Source organism: Dactylosporangium sp. NPDC051541 (genome assembly GCF_044454505.1).
Taxonomy (GTDB): domain Bacteria; phylum Actinomycetota; class Actinomycetes; order Mycobacteriales; family Micromonosporaceae; genus Dactylosporangium.
Window position 1 is genome coordinate 47602 of the sequence record NZ_JBITDU010000011.1, and the last position, 14456, is coordinate 62057.

Genomic DNA, 14456 nt, shown 5'->3' on the forward strand with positions numbered 1-14456 from the left:
TCAGTCCTCCCCGCGGGTCACGGTCGCGGCGTAGGCCGGGCAGCGGTCCAGCAGCTCTCGGTGCGGCCCGGTCGCGGCCACCTTCCCGTCGGCGTCCACGAACGCGACGGTGTCGGCCCGGTCGAGCAGCAGCGGACTGGTCGTGCAGACGACGGTGGTGCGCCCCTTGCGCCGCTGCGGCAGCCGCTCGGCGATCCGGGCCTCGGTGTGCGCGTCGACGGCACTGGTCGGCTCGACGAGGACGAGCACGGGCGGGTCGAGCGCGAGGGCGCGGGCCAGCCGCAGTCGCTGCTGCTGCCCACCCGAGAAGTCCCGCCCCCGCTCGGCGATCTCGGTGTCGAGCCCGTCCGGCAGGGCCTCGACGATGTCCACGGCGGCCGCGTCGGCGAGCGTGTCACCGTCCCCGACCTCGTCCCGCAACACCCCGCGGAACAGCGTCGCGTCATTATCCGCGAGGAGGATTTCCCGCCGCACCTCTTCAAGTGCCAGCTGCTGCAGTGGTACTCCCCCGAGGCGCACATTCGACCGGGGATCGAGCAGGGCGAGGCGCTCCGCGATGGCCGCCGCGTCCTCCGGTCGCACCGCGGCCACGGCCGTGAGCCGGTGCCGCTCCACCAGGAGCCCGGAGTCGGGGTCGTCCAGATCGCCGCCATGCGCTGATTCTGCGGGCCGGACCTTGGATTTTTCTTGGATGTTTTTGGGCTCGAAGTCCGGCCGAACCTGCAGGACGGCAACCACCCGCCCGGCGGCGACCAGCCCCCGCGTGAGCTTCTGCGCGAACTCGGTGAGGGTCCGCAGCGGCCCGATGAGGAACGCCGCGTAGGCGTAGAACGCCACCAGCTCCCCCGGCGAGATCCGCCCGCTGACCGCGAACCGCGCCCCGAGCCACGTGACGAGCGCGATGAAGCACCCGGGCAGCAGGATCTGCGCCGCCTCCAGCGTGGCCTCGACCCGCGCCACCCGCACGCCCGCGAACCGGACCCGCTGCGACTCGACGTGGTATCGCCGCGAGAACTCACTCTCCCCGCCGACCCCGCGCAGCACCCGCAGCCCGGCCACGATGTCCGCGGCCCGCGAGGTGAGCTCCCCGGCCAGCTCCCGCTGGTGCCGCCGCCGCTGGTGGAGCGGCCGCAGCAGCCCCCCGACCACGATCACCAGCACGGGCACACCGAGCACGACGACCAGCCCGAGCGGCACCGACACCCGCAACAGCAACGCGGTCACGACGACGATCGCGACGACCGCCCCACTGGCCCGCGCGGTGACGTCGATGGAGTACCCGATGTGATCGAAGTCGGTGGTCCCGATACTGACGACTTCCCCGGTGGCCACCCGCTTCTCCAGCGCCGCCCCGAGCCGGGTCGCCTGCCGGGCCGTGACCTGCACGGTCCGAAACCCGGCGCTGAGAAAGTTCGAAACCGCGAACCGATGCCGCATGATCCCGGTGACCGCGGTTGCCGCCCCGAGCCCGAGCACCCCCGCACCCGCCCAGAGCAACCGCGTCCGATCATGCGCCGCGAGGGCATCCACCCCAACCCCGATAGCCGCCGGCACCAACGCCTGGCTGACCATCCACAGCACGCCGAACGTCACGCCCCCGGCGATCAGCGGCAGCTGCCCCCGAACGATCCACAGCAGATAGCGAAAGGCCGACCGGCTGTCGGGCTCCCCGGGCTCAGCTTGAGGCAGTCTCCGCACAGCCCCCGACGGTAACCGCACACCCCGCCGGAGCGCCTTACATTTTCGGAGCCCTCCTGTGGTCCGAACCCCAGGAAGGCTGAACTAGCGGTCGACCTCGGTGAAGTCCCAGAACTGCGGTTTGCGGGAGACCAGGTGCGACGGCGGGTCGGTGAAGGGCTCCGGGGTGCTGCCGCGCCACTTGGAGATGACGACCAGGCGTTGGTCGGTCGAGGAGTAGACCTCGCTGCTCAGGTGCAGGGGGCTCACCTCGACCCGGGGCAGCATGGCCTCGCAGACCCAGGACAACAGCTCCCCGAACGCCTCCGGGTGCGCTCGTACCTCCCACATGCGCACGATCACGGCGGTGGACTCTACTACCCCCATGTCACGCCGTCACCAGCGTGATCGGCATCGCCGAGTCCGACGGTAGGCCCAGCCGGCCCGGTGCGGCGCCGGCGGCGACCAGGTGTGAGCCCAGCGCGGCCACCATCGCGCCGTTGTCGGTGCAGAGCTTCGGGCGGGGGACGCGGACCGTGATGCCGTGTTTTTCGGCGCGTTCCTGGGCCATGGAACGGATTCGGGAGTTGGCCGCCACACCGCCGCCGATGACCAAGGTATCGATGCCGTTCGTGACGCACGCGTCGATGGCCTTGGCGGTCAGGACGTCGCAGACCGCCTCCTGGAAGCTGGCGGCCACGTCGTTGACGGGGACCGGCTCGCCGCCGCGTTCACGGGCCTCGACCCAGCGGGCGACGGCGGTCTTCAGGCCGGAGAAGGAGAAGTCGAAGCGGTGCTCGGCCTGGTCGCGGGGGCCGGTGAGGCCGCGCGGGAACGGGATCGCGATCTGGCCTTCGCGGGCCGCCTTGTCGATCGGAGGGCCGCCGGGGAACGGCAGGCCGAGCAGGCGGGCGACCTTGTCGAAGGCTTCGCCGGCGGCGTCGTCGATCGTGGCGCCGAGCGGGGTGACGCCGGCGGCCAGGTCGTCGACGCGCAGGAGTGAGGAGTGGCCGCCGGAGACCAGCAGGGCGATCGCCGGCTCGGGCAGGGCGCCGTGCTCGAGGGTGTCCACGGCGACGTGGGCGGCCAGGTGGTTGACGCCGTAGATCGGTTTGCCGGCGGCGAGTGCGTAGGCCTTGGCCGCGGCCACGCCGACCAGCAGGGCGCCGGCCAGGCCGGGGCCGGCCGTGACCGCGATCGCGTCCACGTCGGACAGGGTCACGCCGGCCTTGTCGAGGGCGCGCTGCATGGTCGGGACCATGGCCTCGAAGTGTGCGCGGCTGGCCACCTCCGGCACGACGCCGCCGTAGCGGGCGTGCTCGTCGACGCTCGACGCGATCTCGTCGGCGAGCAGGGTGTGCCCGCGGACGATCCCGACGCCGGTCTCGTCGCACGACGTCTCGATCCCAAGGACCAGTGGCTCAGTTTTCACGCATCATCACCAGGGCATCCGTGTTGCTGGGCTGGTAGTAGCCGCGGCGGATGCCGACGGCCTCGAACCGGTACTCCGCGTAGAGCTTCTGTGCCGGGCCGTTGTCGACCGCGACCTCGAGCAGGACCTTTCGCGGGCCGGCCGCGGCGAGCAGGGCCTCCAGCAGTTGCCGGCCGATGCCGCGGCGCTGGGCGTCCTTGCGCACGCCGATGTTCTGGACCCAGGCCTCGTCGGGCGCGGTGAGGGCCAGCCCGGCGTAGCCGAGGACCGCGTCGCCGGCCACCGCGACCAGATAGTGGTGGCCGAGGGCGAGCTCGTTCCAGAACATGCCGGCCGACCACTGTTCCTCGCCGAACAGCTCGTCCTCGATCGGCAGCAGTTCCTCGATGTGGAACCAGCGCATCTCGGCCAATGCCACCGCGCTCACTGCAGGGCCGGCTTCCGTTCGCCTGGCAGTACGGCGTCGGGGCGGCGCAGGTAGAGCGGGGTCAGGGTCTCCCCCGGCGCCTTGCTCCGGACCCGGTCGGCCGCGAGCTCGGCGAGGGCCAGGGCGGGAGGGTAGCGCGGGCCGTCGACGGGAAGGTTCAGCACATCGGCGTATTTCTCGGCGCCGTCGCCCGCCGCCACCACAATCCCGTCCAGGGCCACGTGCGCGGGCTTCGCCACTTCGGGGCCGGCAACACGCCGGCCGTCGACGTAGACGGCCCAGTAGATCTCCTTGCGGCGCGCGTCGGTGGCGACCAGCGCCCGCCCCGGCAACCGCAGGCCGATCGCGTCCAGCGTGCACACCCCGTAGACCGGGACGGCCAGGGCGTGCCCGAGCGCGGCCGCGGTGACCATCCCGGCGCGCAGGCCGGTGAACGGCCCGGGGCCGACGCCCGCGACCACGGCGGCCAGGTCGCCGGGGGCCGCTCCGCCTTCGGCCAGGACCGCGGCGATCTGGGGGGCCAGCAGCTCACCGGCGCCGCGCGCGTCGACCGTGACCCGCTCGGCGAGCAGCGTGACCTCGTCATCGATCTTGGCCAACGCCGCGGTCACCGCCGCCGTCGCCGTGTCCACCACCATCACCAGCACGGACCCAACTCTAAAACCAGTTAACAGGGCCGCAACGAGGAGGCCCTAGCATCGGCGCCTATCGACGCCGGGGGAGAGCCGCCGTGACCGAACCGATCCTGGTCGTGGACGTGGGGTCCTGGGCCCTGTCCGCCGCCGTCGTCCGACCCGACCGGACCGATCCCGTGCGCGAGCCGGTGAGCGGCGCCACGCGCTGGCCCGCGGCCGCTCCCGAGCGGCTCGGGGCCGCCCTGAGCGCGATCGCGAAGGAGGCCGGGTCCGTCGCGCGGCTGGTGTTGAGCGCGCCGGTGGCGGCCCGGGCCGCCGCGCTCGAAGCGGCCGCGCTGGCCGGCTTCCCCGACGTCGAACTGGTCCCGGACGCCGGCGCCGCCGTGCTCGACCCGCAGACCCTCCTGGAGGTGCCGGAGGGCGGGTTCGTGCTCGTGTGCGACCTCGGGCAGACGTGGACCGCGACCGTCGCGCAGGTGCAGCACGGCCGGCCGGTGCTGCTGAGCCAGGAGAGCTCCGGCAGCGGCCGCGACCTCGACGTCATGCTCGTCGCCGACCTGCGGGCCCGGCTGGCCCAGTGGGTCGAGCCCGCGTTCGCCGCCGGCGGTGACGTGAGCCTGCGGGCCAACCTCCACGCCCTCGATGTCGTCCGGCGGGTCAAGCACCGCCTGGCCGACGTCATGGAGGCCGAGGAGGAGGTGGAGACCGGGGTGCCGGCATACCGGCTGGACCGCCGCCACCTCGACCAGCTCACCGAGCCCGGGGCTCGCTGGCTGGTGGCGAGTGCCCGGGCGGTCGTGGCCCGGGCCGGGCTCGGGCCGAGTGACGTGGTGGCCGTCCTGCTCGTCGGGGGCGCCGCCCGGCTGCCGGGGATCGGCCCGGCGCTGCACAACGGGCTCGGGCGACCGGTCACCCGGCCGGCCGACCCGGAGCTGGCGGTGCTGCGCGGGGCCGCGGCCTGGGCCCGGGCCCGCCCCACCCGCGCGGTGCCGGCCGATCCGCCGGCCTGGCGGGTGGAGCCGCTGGTGTGGACCGTCCCGGGCGGGCGCGGGCAGCTGGTGCGCTGGCTGGTTCGAGAAGGCGAGGCGTACGGCCGCGACGCCCCGCTGGCTCAGGTGCGCACGGCCGACGACAGCGTGTATGACCTCTCCTCCGGCCGGAGCGAGGGCACCCTGCTCGAGCAGCGGGTCGCGATCGGCGAGACGATCGTCTCCGGGGCCGTGGCCGCGCACGCCCGCCTGGAGCCGGCCGGAGCCGAGCGGTTTCAGCTCGCCAAGCGCCACCACCTGCGGGTCGCCGGCGACTGGCTGCTCACGCCGGACCGGCGCACGCTCGTGGAGTGCTCGGGTGACGGGGAGTACGTCAAGCTCCGCACGATCGCGACCGGTGCGCTGGTCACCGAGCTGCGGCCGGGGCGCAGCGCGGCGAGACAGAAGCGGCAGGCGCAGGTCGCGCTCGGGCCGGGGCAGCAGCTCGCGCTCGTGACGTGGGACACGGACGGGCACTTCGCGGTGTGGGACGTGCGTTCGGGAAGGGTCACGGCGAGCTTCTCGGACGTGCACAAGCCGGATGCGGTACTGCTCAACGAGGCCGAATGGCGCCTGGTGGCGACCGGTGAGGGGGCGGCGCACGTCGGGCGCTACCGCCGCGATGTGGCGACGGTCTGGGACCTCGCCACCGGGGCGCGGCTGGACCGGATCGTCGGCGAGGACCTGCCGAAGCGGTTCACCGGCTACGCGGAGACCAGCCGGGCCGATGCGTTCGCCGCGGAGATGCGCAGCCCGGACGGGCGGCTGCGGGCCGCGGCCGCGGACGGCACGCTCTCGGTCCGCGACCTGGAGACGGAGGCCGAGGTGTTCCGGGCCGAACTCGCCCCCGCGCACCGGGTCAGCACCGCCTTCTGCCACGAGGGCCGGCACCTGCTGGCCCGCGGCACCGACGACGAGGGCACCTGGGTCGACGTCTGGGAGGTACTACAGCCGGCCTGAGATCCTGGTTGCCCAGTCCCCGCCGCGCGGGGTCAGCGTCACCACCCGGGAGTCGTCGTCGCGGCGCTCGAGCCGGACCTCCAGGTGCTCGTCGCTGAGCTGCTCGACCAGGCCCTCGCCCCACTCGACGAGCGTCACCGAGTCCTCGAGCGTGGCATCGAGGTCGAGCGCGTCCACCTCGCCGATCGGGTCGCTGACGTTGCCGAGGCGGTATGCGTCGACGTGCACCATCGGCAGCGTGCCACCGCGGGCCGGGTCCGGCTGGTGCACCCGCGCGATGACGAAGGTCGGCGAGGTGACGTCCCCGCGCACGCCCAGCCCGGCGCCGACCCCCTGAGCCATGGCGGTCTTGCCGGCCCCGAGCGGTCCGGCCAGCACGACCAGGTCACCCGCTCGCAGTACCCCGGCGAGGGTCCGGCCGAAATCCCGGGTCTCATCCACTGTGGAGAGCATTCGCGTCACTGCAGCACCTTCGTCAGGAACGTGTCCATGGCGTCGTTCACCTCGTCGGCGTGCTCCAGCAGGACCACGTGGCCGGCGTCGGCGACGACGACCAGCTCGGCCTCGGGCAGCACCGCCGTTATCTCGTAGGTGTGGGCGAGCGGCGTCAGGTAGTCCTTGTCGCCGCAGACCACCAGCACCGGCACCGACTGTAGCGGGCCCAGGACGAGCAGCCGCGAGTGCGTGTAGAGGGTGCGCAGGTAGCGGGCGATGACCTCGGTCGACGTGGTCTGGTTCATCGTCTCGACGTACGACACCAGGGCCGGGCTGGGCCGCGCGGTGCCGAAGCCGTAGCGCCGGGTCAGCAGCCAGGCCAGGTCGGCCGAGGCGCGGCGGCCCCGGTCGATCACGGCCGAGCTGATCGGGCCGGCCAGGCCGACGAGCGGCAGCAGCGGGCGCCGGAACCGGGCCACGACCTCGGGGAATCCGAACGTGACGGTGTCGAGCTTGCCGGCCGAGGTGGAGATGAGCACGCAGGCGGCGACCCGGGTCTCGAAGAGTTCGGGCAGCTGCTCGGCCAGCGCCATGATGGTCATGCCGCCCATCGAGTGCCCGATGAGCACGACCGGACCGTCGGGGCAGGTGGCCTCCAGCACCGCCTTGAGCCCGGCGCCGAGGGAGTCGATGGTGTACTCCCCCTTCTTGAGCCGCCCCGACTTCCCGTGCCCGGGCTGGTCGTAGATGACCATGCGGTACTTGCCTTCGAAGTACTTGCGCTGGAAGTGGAACGTGCCCATGTCCAGGCAGAACCCGTGCACGAAAACCAGCGTCGGACCGGGGCCGTCGACGACCTCGACGTGCAGGTCGATGCCGTCCTCGGTGGTGACCGTCAGCTCCTCGTCGGCGCGCCAGACCCCGAAGTTCTCCTCGGCGTAGGGGTCGTCGGCGTTCTTGGACCGGCGCACGATGTACCGCTCGGTGGCCACCCCCGCGGCGACGCCGGCCGCGGCGAGGCCGACGAGCGCCCCGATGATCCCGGCCGTGCGCTTGCGGTTGGTCTTCGCCACCTCGGTACCCATAGGACAAGGCTAAACGGTCGTTACCGGCGAGTTAAGGTCCTGACCGCTTCGCGCAGGTGGGCGGCCACATCGGCAGCGGTCACCGGTCCGGATTCGGCGGCCCGGCGCCCGGCCAGGCCGTGTACGTAGGCCGCGGCCACCGCCGCGTGCTCGGCCTGCAGCCCCCCGGCCAGCAGCGCGCCGAGCAGCCCGGCCAGCACGTCGCCGCTGCCGCCGGTGGCCAGCGCGGCCGTGCCGGTCGGGTTGACGAACACCCGCCCGTCGGGGGTGGCGACGATGGTGCGGTCGCCCTTGAGCAGGACCGTCGCGTCGATCCGGGCGGCCAGGGCGGTCGCCGCGGCCACCCGGTCGTCGCCGGGCGCGCCGCCGAACATCCGCTGGAACTCCCCGTCGTGCGGGGTGACGACGGTCGGCGCGTCGCGTTCGCGCATCCAGTCGGCCAGCCGCGCGTCGGCGAGCAGCGTGAGCGCGTCGGCGTCGAGGATGGCCGGCACGGGGGCGCCGAGCACGGCCCGCAGCTCGCCGTAGGCGCGCTCGTCGGTGCCGAGGCCGCTGCCGCAGACCCAGGCCTGGACCCGGCCGGCGTCGGAGACCTTCTCGGTGGCGATGACCGGCGGGTGGTGGTACCGCACGGCGTGGGCGGCGCCGCCGGCGTAGCGGACGAGCCCGGCCGGCCCCGCGAGCGCTCCGGCGGTGGAGAGCACGGCCGCCCCGGGGTACTTGTCGGAGCCGGTCGCGACCCCGACGACTCCGCGGGAGTACTTGTTGTCGTTCGCCCGCGGCCGCGGCCACCAGGCGGCGACGTCGGCCGCGTCCGGCACATAGAGCGCGGGATCGCCTTCGAGGTGGTCCTCGAGGCCGATATCAACAAGCTCGAGCATTCCCGTGTGTACTGCCCCCGCCCCCACCAGCAGCCCCGGCTTCAGGGCGCCGAAGGTCACGGTGATGTCGGCGTGCACCGCCATGCCGGTGACGGCACCGGTGTCGGCGTCGACGCCCGAGGGCACGTCCACGGCGACGACTGTCGCGCGGTGCAGCACGTCGGCGAGCTCGGCGACCCGGGCCGCGATCGGCTCCCGCAGCCCGCCCTGTCCCCCGATCCCGAGGATGCCGTCGACCACCAGGTCCACCGCCGCGTCCGGGGCATCGTCGTCGAGCCGCCCACCGGCCCGATACAGCGCCTCCGCCGCCGCCCGGTGCACCTTGTCCGGGTTGAACAGCAGCGCGTCCACTCGGGCTCCACGGTCGGCGAGGCGAGCTCCGGCGTACAGGGCGTCGGCCCCGTTATTGCCAGGGCCGACGAGCAGCAGGATCCGGCTGCCGTACACCCTCGGGAGCGTGTCGGCGATACGCCGGGCCAACCCCGCGGCGGCGCGCTGCATGAGCGCGCCGTCGGGCAGCGTCTTCATCACGGACTCTTCGGCCGCACGTACCTGCGCGACCCGCCAGGCTGCTCTCACAGGCACAACCCTGTCACATGAGCCTTACTCGACTGTGACCGACTTGGCCAGGTTTCGGGGCTGGTCGACGTCGTGGCCGCGGGCCGAGGCGATCTCGCAGGCCAGGACCTGCAGCGGGACGGTCGTGACGAGCGGGGCGAGCAGCGTCGGGGTGATCGGGACGTAGAAGAGGTGGTCGGCGTAGGGCTTGACGGCCACGTCGCCCTCCTCGGCGATCACGATCGTGCGGGCGCCGCGGGCCCGGACCTCCTGGATGTTGGAGACGACCTTGTCGTGCAGGACGCCGCGGCCGCGGGGCGACGGCACCACGCAGACGACCGGGGTGCCCTCGTCGATCAGCGCGATCGGGCCGTGCTTGAGCTCGCCCGCCGCGAAGCCCTCGGCGTGCATGTAGGCCAGCTCCTTGAGCTTCAGCGCGCCCTCCAGGGCCACCGGGTAGCTGACGTGCCGGCCGATGAACAGCACGCTCTTGGCCTCGGCCAGGTCCTTGGCCAGATCCCGGATCGGCTCCATCATCGCCAGGACCTGCTCGACCTTGTCCGGCATCTCCTGGAGCTGGGCGATGATCGCGGCGACCTCGTCGGCGTACTTCACCCCGCGCACCTGCGCCAGGTGCAGCCCGACGAGGTAGCAGGCGACCAGCTGGGTCAGGAACGCCTTGGTCGAGGCGACGGCGATCTCCGGCCCGGCGTGGGTGTAGAGCACGGCGTCGGACTCGCGCGGGATGGTCGAGCCGTTGGTGTTGCAGATCGCCAGGACCCGGGCCTTCTGCTCCTTGGCGTGGCGCAGGGCCATCAGGGTGTCCATGGTCTCGCCGGACTGGGAGATGGCCACCACGAGCGTTGAGCGGTCGAGCACCGGGTCGCGGTAGCGGAACTCACTGGCCAGTTCGACCTCGCAGGGGATGCGGGTCCAGTGCTCGATGGCGTACTTGGCGACCATGCCCGCGTGGTAGGCGGTGCCGCAGGCGACGATGAACACCTTGTCGACGTCGCGCAGGTCCTGGTCGGTGAGGCGGACCTCGTCGAGCATGAGGTCGCCGGTCTCGTTGAGCCGGCCCAGGAGCGTCTCGGCGACCGCGTGCGGCTGCTCGGCGATCTCCTTGAGCATGAAGTACTCGTAGCCGCCCTTCTCGGCGGCGGAGACGTCCCAGGTGATGTGGAACGGCTTGCCCTCGACGGCGTTGCCCGCGAAGTCCGTGATCGCGATGTCGGCCCCGGTGATCAGCACGACCTGGTCCTGGCCGAGCTCGACCGCCTCGCGGGTGTGCTCGATGAACGCGGACACGTCGCTGGCCAGGTAGTTCTCGCCGTCACCGCGGCCGACGACGAGCGGGGAGTTGCGCCGGGCGCCGACCACCGCGCCGGGAGCCTCGACGTCGACGGCGAGCAGCGTGAACGCGCCCTCCAGGCGGCGGCTGACGATCCGCATGGCCTCGGCCAGCCGCTCGGCCGGGCTCGCCCCGGCCGCGTCGGGCAGGACCCGGGCCAGCAGGTGGGCCGCGCATTCGGAGTCGGTGTCGCTGGCGAACTCGATGCCGTCGGCCTCCAGCTCGGCCCGCAGCTTCGCGAAGTTCTCGATGATGCCGTTGTGGATGACCGCGACCCGGCCGTCGAACGAGCGGTGCGGGTGCGCGTTGCGGTCGGTCGGGCCGCCGTGCGTGGCCCAGCGGGTGTGGCCGATGCCGGTCGTACCGACCCGGAGGCCGTGCGCGCCCTCCTCGGCCAGGGCCTTCTCCAGGTTGGCCAGCTTGCCGGCGCGCTTGGCGGTAAGGAGTTCTCCGTTCACGATCGCCACGCCGGCGGAGTCGTAGCCGCGGTACTCCAGCCGCCGCAGCCCGTCCAGCACGATGTTCAAGGCCGGCCGGGCGCCGGCGTACCCCACGATTCCGCACATGCCCGTACCGTAGCAGAATTTCGAGCAAAGCCCGTGCGCGAAACTGTCGCATACGCGCACGGGAAATGCGCACGAACGGCTGACCCTAGATCAGTGAAGAGCGGATCTGCGCGCCGCCGTCAACCACTAGGGTCTGGCCCGTCATCCAGCGTGAACCAGATCCGGCCAGGAAGGTGATCACTTCGGCGATGTCGTCCGGCTCGCCGATCCGGCCGAGCGGGAGCTTGTCGTTGAGGTAGTCCTCGTTGTTCTCCCACAGCCCCTTGGCCAGGTGGGTGCGCACGATCCCGGGGGCGACGGCGTTGACCCGGATCGGCGCGAGCTCGGCCGCCAGCTGCCGGGTCAGGTGGATGACCGCGGCCTTGGTGGCGTTGTAGTAGCCGATCCCAGGCTCGGTGAGCACCCCGCCGACGGAGGCCACGTTGACCACCGTGCCGGCCCCCCGCTGGGCCATCGAGGCCTTGTAGACCAGCTGGGTCCAGAGCACCGGGCCGAACTGGTTGAGCCGGACCGTCTTCTCGGCCCGGACCGGGTCGATGTCCATGAGCGGGCCGAAGTAGGGGTTGGTGCCGGCGTTGTTGACCAGCACGTCGATCGCCCCGAAGCGGGCCATGGTCGCCTCGACCACCGCGGCCGCCTGCTCGGGCTCGGCGGCGTGGGCGGCGTGGGTGAGCACGCCGGCGGCCGGGAACTTGGCGGTGATCTCGGCCGCGACCTCGTCCAAGGTCTCGATCTTGCGTGAGGTCAGCACGACGTTGCCGCCCTCGGCGGCGAACGCGAGTGCGCTCGCCTTGCCGATACCGCGGGAGGCGCCGGTGACGATCACTGTGCGGGCATCTGTCATGCGCGCACGTTACTACTGGGTAGGTGACGCCGTCCGCACGATGTGAGCGATCCGCTCGGCCGCTTCCTTGGCGATCTCCTGCGTCCCGGCCTCGACCATGACCCGCACGAGTTGCTCAGTGCCGGAGGGGCGCAGCAGCACCCGGCCCTCACCGCCCAACTCGGCCTCGACCTGCTTGGCCGCGTCCAGCACCTGGGGCGAGCGCGCCGCGGCGGCACGGTCCAGGACCGGAACATTGATCATGACCTGCGGCAGCCGGTGTACCACCGAAGCCAGCTCTTTGAGGCTCTTCCCGGAACTCTCCATGCGCCCCATGAGGTGCAGGGCGGTGAGCACGCCGTCGCCGGTGGTGGCGAAGGCCGGCATCACGATGTGCCCGCTCTGCTCGCCACCCAGCGCGAGGCCCTTGCCCCGCAGCTCCTCCAGGACGTAGCGGTCGCCGACCTTGGTCTCGAGCAGCCGGATGCCGGCCTCGGCCATGGCCAGCTTCAGGCCCAGGTTGCTCATGACGGTCGCGACCAGCGTGTCCTCGGTCAGCAGGCCGGCGTCACGCATCGACAGCGCGAGGATGGCCATGATCTGGTCGCCGTCGACCTCGGTGCCGTCACCGGCCACGGCGATGCACCGGTCGGCGTCGCCGTCGTGGGCGATGCCGAGGTCGGCGTTGTGCTCGACAACGGCCTGGCGCAGCTGGGCGATGTGGTTGGAGCCGCAGTCCTCGTTGATGTTGAGGCCGTCGGGGTCCGCGTTGATCGCGATGACGTTGGCACCGGCGCGGCGGTAGGCCTCGGGTGCGGCCGAGGAGGCGGCCCCGTTGGCGCAGTCGACGACGACGGTGAGGTCGGCGAGCGGGCTGGGCAGCGAGGTCAGCAGGTGCCGCACGTAGCGGTCCTCGCCGTCGGGGTAGTCGGTGACCCGGCCGACCCCGGCCCCCGTGGGGCGGCGGTGGGTGCCGTTGTCCATGAGGCGCTCGATCTCGTCCTCGACCTCGTCGGGCAGCTTGTGCCCGCCGGCCGCGAAGAGCTTGATCCCGTTGTCCGGCATCGGGTTGTGCGAGGCCGAGAGCATCACGCCGATGTCGGCCTCGAGCACGCCGGTCAGGTAGGCCACCGCGGGTGTCGGCAGCACGCCGACCCGCACCACGTTGGCGCCGGCGCTGGTCAGGCCGGCCACGACGGCCGCCTCCAGCATCTCCCCGCTCGCCCGCGGGTCACGGCCGACGACCGCGACCGGCGCGTGCGAGTGGTCGTGCTCGAACAGCGCCTGGGCGGCCGCGATGGCGACCGCCATCGCCAGCTCGGGAGTCAGGTCGGCGTTGGCCCGCCCACGAACTCCGTCGGTGCCGAAGAGTCGCCCCATCGCGATACCTCCCAAGTCGAACCCACCGCGCACACGCCCGGCAGCACAGCCTCGCAACCGCCCCGCAACACGAAACGGCCGGGTGCCCACCTCCAGGGTGGCACCCGGCCGACACGCTTCGTTAGCGCTTCGAGTACTGAGGAGCCTTACGGGCCTTCTTGAGACCGTACTTCTTGCGCTCGGTCGCACGCGCGTCCCGAGTCAGGAATCCGGCCTTCTTGAGGGCCGGGCGGTCGTCCGGGTCGTTCTCGATCAGGGCCCGGGCGATCGCCAGGCGCAGGCCGCCGGCCTGGCCGGTGGTGCCGCCGCCACGCAGGTTGGCGAAGACGTCGAACTGCTCCGCCTTCTCCACGATCACGAGCGGCTCTTTCACCGACTGCTGGTGGACCTTGCTGGGGAAGTAGTTCTCCAGCTCGCGGCCGTTGAGCAGGAACTTGCCGGTGCCGGGGACCAGGCGGACCCGGACGATGGCCTCCTTGCGGCGGCCAACGGTCTGGATCGGCTGGCCGGCGCGGCGGGCCCGGGTCGGCGCCGAGCTGGTGGCGGTCGCCGTGGCGGTGGTGGCCGTGGCGGTGGCCGCCGGAGCGGTGGCGGTGGCCGCCGGAGCGGTCGCGGTCGCCGTGGCGGCGGGGGCCGGAGCGGCCGCAGCCGGGGCGGCCGGGGTCTCGACGGTCTCGACGGCCTCGGCGGCCGGCGTCGGGTCGGCGGTGGTCTCGTCGGTCACGCTCAGTCCTTCGTCCGCGCTCACTGCGCGATCTGCTTGATCTCGAACGGCTGGGGCAGCTGGGCGGCGTGCGGGTGCTCGGCGCCCGCGTAGACCTTCAGCTTGTGGATCTGGCGCGCGCCCAGCCGGTTGTGCGGGAGCATGCCCTTGACCGCCAGCTCGATCGCCCGCTCGGGGTTCTTGGTCAGCAGCTCTTCGTAGCCGACCCGCTTCAGACCACCCGGGTAGCCGGAGTGGCGGTAGGCCACCTTCGTCTGCCGCTTGTTGCCGGTCAGCGCGACCTTGCCGGCGTTGATCACGATGACGAAGTCGCCGGTGTCCACGTGCGGGGCGAACGTCGGCTTGTGCTTGCCGCGCAGCAGCGTCGCCGCGTGCGTGGCGAGGCGGCCGAGCACAATGTCGGTGGCGTCGATGACATGCCACACGCGCTCGATCTCACCCGGCTTCGGGCTGTACGTACCCACAGTTCTACCTTGTCTTCCGCAATCGTCGGT

The 14456-nt window shown here is 72.4% G+C and carries 13 protein-coding genes and 1 pseudogene; 1 reads left to right on the forward strand and 13 read right to left on the reverse strand.

Annotated elements, in window-relative coordinates; all coding sequences use genetic code 11:
- The 5 genes from ACIA8L_RS38420 to tsaB all read right to left on the reverse strand — a co-directional run bounded on the left by ACIA8L_RS38420 (position 1) and on the right by tsaB (position 4183).
- Complete coding sequence (locus ACIA8L_RS38420; protein ID WP_395912393.1) at positions 1 to 1698, reverse strand: ABC transporter transmembrane domain-containing protein; 1698 nt, start codon at positions 1696 to 1698, stop codon at positions 1 to 3.
- Positions 1699 to 1782: 84 nt separating this feature from the next.
- The gene (locus ACIA8L_RS38425) at positions 1783 to 2040 is read right to left on the reverse strand and encodes a hypothetical protein (protein WP_395912394.1); all 258 of its coding nucleotides are present in this window, start codon (positions 2038 to 2040) and stop codon (positions 1783 to 1785) included.
- A gap of 25 nt (positions 2041 to 2065) precedes the next feature.
- A complete protein-coding gene (gene tsaD / locus ACIA8L_RS38430) occupies positions 2066 to 3109 on the reverse strand; it encodes a tRNA (adenosine(37)-N6)-threonylcarbamoyltransferase complex transferase subunit TsaD (protein WP_395912395.1) in 1044 nt (347 codons plus the stop codon).
- Complete coding sequence (gene rimI / locus ACIA8L_RS38435; RefSeq protein ID WP_395912868.1) at positions 3099 to 3512, reverse strand: ribosomal protein S18-alanine N-acetyltransferase; 414 nt, start codon at positions 3510 to 3512, stop codon at positions 3099 to 3101. The genes tsaD and rimI overlap by 11 nt, the downstream gene beginning before the upstream one ends.
- Before the next feature lie 20 nt (positions 3513 to 3532).
- Positions 3533 to 4183 (reverse strand): tRNA (adenosine(37)-N6)-threonylcarbamoyltransferase complex dimerization subunit type 1 TsaB, encoded by a 651-nt coding sequence (tsaB, locus tag ACIA8L_RS38440; protein ID WP_395912396.1) that lies wholly within the window; start codon positions 4181 to 4183, stop codon positions 3533 to 3535.
- An 83-nt stretch (positions 4184 to 4266) separates the two neighbouring features.
- On the opposite strand from tsaB, the gene ACIA8L_RS38445 reads away from it, so the two are divergent.
- A complete protein-coding gene (locus ACIA8L_RS38445) occupies positions 4267 to 6159 on the forward strand; it encodes an Hsp70 family protein (protein WP_395912397.1) in 1893 nt (630 codons plus the stop codon).
- Here ACIA8L_RS38445 and tsaE read toward each other — a convergent pair.
- The 8 genes and pseudogenes from tsaE to rplM all read right to left on the reverse strand — a co-directional run bounded on the left by tsaE (position 6145) and on the right by rplM (position 14426).
- Positions 6145 to 6612 (reverse strand): tRNA (adenosine(37)-N6)-threonylcarbamoyltransferase complex ATPase subunit type 1 TsaE, encoded by a 468-nt coding sequence (gene tsaE, locus ACIA8L_RS38450; RefSeq protein ID WP_395912870.1) that lies wholly within the window; start codon positions 6610 to 6612, stop codon positions 6145 to 6147. The two genes, ACIA8L_RS38445 and tsaE, sit on opposite strands and share 15 nt — an antisense overlap.
- A gap of 5 nt (positions 6613 to 6617) precedes the next feature.
- On the reverse strand, positions 6618 to 7679 hold the full coding sequence (locus ACIA8L_RS38455; protein WP_395912398.1) for an alpha/beta fold hydrolase: 1062 nt from the start codon (positions 7677 to 7679) through the stop codon (positions 6618 to 6620).
- A gap of 20 nt (positions 7680 to 7699) precedes the next feature.
- A complete protein-coding gene (locus ACIA8L_RS38460) occupies positions 7700 to 9139 on the reverse strand; it encodes an NAD(P)H-hydrate dehydratase (protein WP_395912399.1) in 1440 nt (479 codons plus the stop codon).
- A gap of 24 nt (positions 9140 to 9163) precedes the next feature.
- Positions 9164 to 11035 (reverse strand): glutamine--fructose-6-phosphate transaminase (isomerizing), encoded by a 1872-nt coding sequence (gene glmS, locus ACIA8L_RS38465; RefSeq protein ID WP_395912400.1) that lies wholly within the window; start codon positions 11033 to 11035, stop codon positions 9164 to 9166.
- 85 nt (positions 11036 to 11120) lie between these two features.
- Positions 11121 to 11879 carry an SDR family oxidoreductase gene (locus tag ACIA8L_RS38470; RefSeq protein ID WP_395912401.1) on the reverse strand — a complete coding sequence of 253 codons (759 nt, stop codon included), beginning with the start codon at positions 11877 to 11879 and terminating at the stop codon, positions 11121 to 11123.
- A gap of 12 nt (positions 11880 to 11891) precedes the next feature.
- Entirely contained in the window at positions 11892 to 13238 is a 1347-nt protein-coding gene (glmM, locus tag ACIA8L_RS38475) for a phosphoglucosamine mutase (protein WP_395912402.1), read from the reverse strand.
- Between the two features lie 121 nt (positions 13239 to 13359).
- Positions 13360 to 13761, reverse strand: a pseudogene (rpsI, locus tag ACIA8L_RS38480) (30S ribosomal protein S9); the annotation flags it as partial.
- A 221-nt stretch (positions 13762 to 13982) separates the two neighbouring features.
- Positions 13983 to 14426: a 50S ribosomal protein L13 gene (rplM, locus tag ACIA8L_RS38485; RefSeq protein WP_395912403.1), complete on the reverse strand. Its 444-nt coding sequence runs from the start codon at positions 14424 to 14426 to the stop codon at positions 13983 to 13985.
- Positions 14427 to 14456: the final 30 nt, after the last annotated feature.

Excerpts from the sequence above, each read along its gene's own strand:
- rimI (WP_395912868.1), bottom strand. The coding sequence starts at position 3,512 with ATGCGCTGGTTCCACATCGAGGAACTGCTGCCGATCGAGGACGAGCTG.
- glmM (WP_395912402.1), bottom strand. The coding sequence starts at position 13,238 with ATGGGGCGACTCTTCGGCACCGACGGAGTTCGTGGGCGGGCCAACGCC.
- glmS (WP_395912400.1), bottom strand. The coding sequence starts at position 11,035 with ATGTGCGGAATCGTGGGGTACGCCGGCGCCCGGCCGGCCTTGAACATC.
- tsaE (WP_395912870.1), bottom strand. The coding sequence starts at position 6,612 with ATGCTCTCCACAGTGGATGAGACCCGGGATTTCGGCCGGACCCTCGCC.
- ACIA8L_RS38470 (WP_395912401.1), bottom strand. The coding sequence starts at position 11,879 with ATGACAGATGCCCGCACAGTGATCGTCACCGGCGCCTCCCGCGGTATC.
- ACIA8L_RS38455 (WP_395912398.1), bottom strand. The coding sequence starts at position 7,679 with ATGGGTACCGAGGTGGCGAAGACCAACCGCAAGCGCACGGCCGGGATC.